This is a genomic window from Streptomyces sp. NPDC054847 (assembly GCF_053610925.1).
This window is the reverse complement of the sequence record NZ_JBSGZJ010000515.1, coordinates 1-4,864: the sequence shown is the minus strand read 5'-3', so window position 1 is coordinate 4,864 and position 4,864 is coordinate 1. Positions and strand designations below refer to the sequence as shown.

Genomic DNA, 4,864 nt, shown 5'->3' with positions numbered 1-4,864 from the left:
GGGGAAGGGGATGCCAGCCCTCAAGGGGTCCGGGCTTGCCCCGGTTTCGGGAAGGGGCGGGGTGGGGGAAACGCCCCGCGCAGCGGCAAGGGCCGGGTACACGACCGGGTCGGGCAAGGGGGCGCCAGCACCGACCAATCCCTCGCCGGGAGGGGGCTGGGGCGTCAGCTCCCGTGGGGTCCGGGGCTTGCCCCGGTTCGGGAAGGGGCGGGGTCGGGGAACGGCTCCGCGCAGCGGCATGGGGCCGGGCCGCGCGTACCGAGTGTTCGGGGTGCGAGGGCGTCAGCCCATGGAGTCCTCGCCCCACGGGGAGGGGCGTCGGCCCCCACGGGGCCCGGGGCGTGCCCCGGTTCGGGAAGGGGCGGGGAGGGGTAAGGCGTCGCCACCGTCCGGTATCGGCCAGCTCTCCGCTGAGACCTTGTCACTGTCCGTACCCGCAGCCTAAGTTGGCCGACTGCGACATGACCTGAAATGCGTCCAGGGGGAGCCCGCCATGGCCGGTACCGGTCGACACCGCAGATATCAGCCGAGCCGCATCAACCGCGCCTCGCTGACCGTCACGGCCGGCGGCGCCGGCATCGCGCTGCCCTTGGTCGGCGCGGGGTCGTCGCACGCCGCCTCCGTCGACGTGTGGGAGAAGGTCGCGGCCTGCGAGTCCACCGACAACTGGCGGATCAACAGCGGCAACGGCTACTACGGCGGTCTGCAGTTCAGTCAGGCCACCTGGGAGGCGTACGGCGGCCGCAAATACGCCCCGCGCGCCGATCTGGCCACCAAGGACCAGCAGATCGCCGTCGCGGAGAAGGTGCTCGAGGCGCAGGGGCCGCGCGCCTGGCCGACCTGCTCGGTGAAGGCGGGGCTGACCCGTGGGGGTGACGCCCCGGAGATCACGCAGCCGCGGCCCCAGGACGCCGCCCCGCCGAAGCGGATCGCGCCGAAGGCCGCCGCGTCGCCCACGACCGTTCCGACGCAGCGTGAGGGCTACACGGTCGCCCGCGGCGACTCCCTCTCCCGGATCGCCCGTACCGAGCGGATCAAGGGCGGTTGGCAGCAGTTGTACGAGCAGAACCGCACGGTGGTCGGTGACGACCCCGATCTGATCTTCCCCGGGCAGCGGCTCACCCTGCGGGGCAAGGCCGCACCGAAGGAGGATCGGCGCCCCGCCACCGCCGGGCCGGACCGCCCGGCGGAGAAGGTGCGACCGGAGGCGGCACCGAAGCCCAAGCCGGAGGCGGCGCCGAAGCCCAAGCCGAAGACGGCGCCGAAGCCGAAGCCCGCGCCCGCACCGAAGCCGAAGACCGCCCCCAAGCCGGCGCCTGTACAGAAGCCCCGCACCGAGGCCGCCTCGTTCGCCGCGCCCGTCGCCGCCGGCCCGTCGACCGCCTATCGCAAGACGGGTTCGTCCTGGTCGAGCGGCTATCACACGGGCGTCGACTTCGCCGTGCCCACCGGAACGTCCGTGAAGGCGGTCGCCTCGGGCAAGGTCGTCTCGGCCGGCTGGGGCGGCGCCTACGGGTACGAGATCGTCATCCGGCACGGCGACGGCCGCTACAGCCAGTACGCGCACCTGTCCGCGCTGACCGTGCGTGCGGGCCAGCAGGTGAGTGCCGGTCAGCGGATCGCCCGTTCAGGATCCACCGGCAACAGCACGGGACCGCATCTCCACTTCGAGATCCGCACGGGTCCCGGGTACGGCTCGGACATCGATCCCCTCGCCTACCTGAGGGCGAGAGGCGTGTCGGTCTGATCCCACGCCCGTAGCCCCGCCCATACGCTCGAGCGTGAGAAGGATCAGGCCGCCCGCCGCGACCACACCGCAGGCGAGCGCCAGCACCGTGCCCACCACGCCGTAGCGGAAGTCCTCGCCGAACATGGTGATGCCGACGACCGCCGCCACCACCGGATTGACGACGGTGACCGTCGCCAGGGGCGCCGCGAGACCGGCGCCCCGGTAGGACGCCTGCGACAGGAGGAGGCCGCCCGTCGCCAGCGCGGCGATGACCGCCAGGCTCGGCCACTGAACGAGCGGTGAACCCCACTGCCAGTCCACGGCGACCGACTTGGTGAACACGGACGCGATCCCGAAGGCGACGCCCGCCGCGCCGGCCAGCAGGACGCTGCGCATGATCGGCCGGTGCATGCCCTGCGCCATCAGGAAGAGCAGCGCCACCGTGCCGAGGGTCGCCGCCGTGAGGACGCCGCGGCCCGCGGTGCCCAGCGAGCGGGATTCCGCCTCCCCCGTGAGGGCGAGGAGGCCGGCGAGTCCGGCGGTCGCCATGATGGCCCCGCGCCATGCCGTGCGGCCGGCTCTGCGCCGGACGAAGAGCGCGGCCATCGGCAGCGCGAAGACGATGGTGAGGGCTCCCAGCGGCTGGACCAGGCTCAGCGGGCCGTACGCGAGGGCCACGACGTGCAGTACCGCTCCCACGCTGTTGAGTGCGACGGCGGCCCACCAGCGGCCCTGGTGCAGCGGGGCGTACGGCCTGGAGGGTGTCGTGGTCGCCACGTGTTCCTGAAGGATCGCCCCGGCCGCGTAGGCGACCGCCGAGACGAGTGACAGGAGCACGGACAGCGCGAGGGAACTCATGGTCACCACCCTGTCCCGTGTCCGGCTTCACGTCGTCGTTCTTGAGCAGGCACTTGTGCGTACTACCGACGTAGTACGGGTGTAGTGCCGAAGTCCCCCTTCCGGCGGGGGCGCGCTTTCCCGGGACGACTGCCGGACCGGTCGGCGCGCACGCGGTTTCACCCTCAAGTATCCGTTCGGGGACTGTCACCCGCATGCCTCTGCAACGTTGGAGAGGGCTCACGTCGCCACGAACCTGGTGGGGGCGTGCCGGCGGCAAGCCCCGACAGGGCATGCCGGACCCCCATCCGGCATGCCCTGTCCCCCCTGGAAGTGGCCGGAGCGCACACGGCGACCGCCACGTCGGACCTGACGGATCACATAGTGGGGCCCGTCCCGCCGGCCTGTGTGGGAAATGTGAAACCTGTCGCAAAACGGATGTGCTGTGCGAGGGTGCCCAGCGCCGCCGCAGCGGCGCGACGCACGTCGCCGGGGCAGTGCGGCCGTGGGCGGTCGGGGCGGGGCGGCCCTTGGGGCGCCAGTGGTCCAGTCCGGTCCAGGCCTTCGACGATCATCTTCCGGGCCGACGAGATCCGGCCATCCGGCGCACCTCGTCGCCGGTGGGCGGAAGGTCCCGGCGAGTGGACGTGACGGTCGACGTGACGGCCGTCATTTGGCCGACCACTCGACTCTCAGTACAGTCGTGCTTTTGAAACGTGGCATTCGAGTGACCGAGGAACGGCAACCAGCAATGACGGTGACAGAGGACAGCCCGGTGGCGTACGGGCCGGGCATCGACCCGGAGCGGCTGGCCGTCTGCCTGAGCGTGCTCGAGGAGCTCGACAAGCTCGAGGTCGACCATCCGGACGCCATCGCGGTGCGCCGCGCCACCGCCGGGATCTACCGGACGGTGAAGCAGCGCCGCCGCCAGGAGCGTCGGGCCGCCAAGACGGCGCACGACAAGGCCGTCACGGAGGCGACCGCGACAGGCTCCGCCGCCCGGATCGACGACGAGACGCAGGGCCTGCTGCCGTCGTCGTCCGTCATGGGCGAGATCGCCGGGATACTCCGCCGTCCGCGTTCCTGCTACATCTGCAAGGCGCGCTACGTCGAGGTCGACGCCTTCTACCACCAGCTGTGCCAGTCGTGCGCCGCCGAGAACCGTGCCCGCCGCGACGCGCGGACGGACCTGAGCGGCAAGCGGGCCCTGCTCACCGGCGGCCGCGCCAAGATCGGCATGTACATCGCCCTGCGGCTGCTGCGGGACGGTGCGCACACGACCATCACCACCCGCTTCCCCAACGACGCGATCCGCCGCTTCAAGGCGATGCCGGACAGTGACGAGTGGATCCACCGTCTCAAGATCGTCGGCATCGACCTGCGCGATCCGGCCCAGGTCGTGGCCCTCGCCGACTCCGTCGCCGCGGAGGGCCCGCTGGACATCCTGATCAACAACGCGGCCCAGACCGTCCGCCGCTCCCCGCAGGCCTACCGGGAGCTGCTCGCCGCGGAGAGCGCGCCGCTCCCTGCGGGCGAGCTGCCGCCGGCCCAGGTCATCGGCACCTTCGGCAGCGGCGCGGTCGAGTCGGTGGCCGCCCTGCCGTCGTCCGTCGGGGACGGGCTGACGGCCCAGGACGTCACGGAACTCGCGCTGGTCAGCGGCTCCGCCTCGCTCGAGCGCATCGCGGCCGGGACGGCCATCGACGCGGGCGGCCTGGTGCCGGACCTGCACGACACGAACAGCTGGATCCAGACGGTCTCCGAGGTCGACCCCGTCGAGCTGCTCGAGGTGCAGCTCTGCAACTCGACCGCGCCGTTCATCCTGATCAGCAGGCTCCGTCCGGCCATGGCAGCGGCGTCCGGCAAGCGGAAGTACGTCGTCAACGTCTCAGCCATGGAAGGCGTCTTCAGCCGCGGCTACAAGGGGGCCGGCCACCCGCACACGAACATGGCCAAAGCGGCGCTGAACATGCTGACCCGTACCAGCGCCCAGGAGATGTTCGAGGCGGACGGCATCCTGATGACGGCCGTCGACACCGGCTGGATCACCGACGAGCGGCCGCACCCCGACAAGATGCGGCTGGCGGACGCCGGGTTCCACGCGCCGCTGGACCTCATCGACGGCGCTGCCCGCGTCTACGACCCGATCGTCCGCGGTGAGGGCGGCGAGGACCTCTACGGCTGCTTCCTCAAGGACTACGCCCCGGCGAACTGGTAGGCGTCCAGGCGCACATCGCGCCACTGTTCCAGGCATGGATCGCATCGTGCTCGAGGCCGGTGCACCCGACATGGGTGCAC

Annotated in this window: 3 protein-coding genes; 2 read left to right on the top strand and 1 reads right to left on the bottom strand. The window is 71.8% G+C overall.

Features of this window, described 5'->3' with window-relative positions:
* Positions 1 to 493 precede the first annotated feature (493 nt).
* On the top strand, positions 494 to 1,747 hold the full coding sequence (locus ACWGH4_RS31320) for a transglycosylase family protein (RefSeq protein WP_453466837.1): 1,254 nt from the start codon (positions 494 to 496) through the stop codon (positions 1,745 to 1,747).
* Here ACWGH4_RS31320 and ACWGH4_RS31315 read toward each other — a convergent pair.
* Complete coding sequence (locus ACWGH4_RS31315; protein WP_453466835.1) at positions 1,628 to 2,587, bottom strand: DMT family transporter; 960 nt, start codon at positions 2,585 to 2,587, stop codon at positions 1,628 to 1,630. The genes ACWGH4_RS31320 and ACWGH4_RS31315 overlap by 120 nt on opposite strands.
* Before the next feature lie 730 nt (positions 2,588 to 3,317).
* On the opposite strand from ACWGH4_RS31315, the gene ACWGH4_RS31310 reads away from it, so the two are divergent.
* Entirely contained in the window at positions 3,318 to 4,784 is a 1,467-nt protein-coding gene (locus ACWGH4_RS31310; RefSeq protein WP_453466833.1) for an SDR family NAD(P)-dependent oxidoreductase, read from the top strand.
* The last annotated feature ends 80 nt before the right edge of the window (positions 4,785 to 4,864 follow it).

Bases quoted from the DNA above. Each gene is read 5' to 3' on its own strand.
- ACWGH4_RS31320 (WP_453466837.1), top strand. From the start codon at position 494: ATGGCCGGTACCGGTCGACACCGCAGATATCAGCCGAGCCGCATCAAC.
- ACWGH4_RS31315 (WP_453466835.1), bottom strand. From the start codon at position 2,587: ATGAGTTCCCTCGCGCTGTCCGTGCTCCTGTCACTCGTCTCGGCGGTC.
- ACWGH4_RS31310 (WP_453466833.1), top strand. From the start codon at position 3,318: ATGACGGTGACAGAGGACAGCCCGGTGGCGTACGGGCCGGGCATCGAC.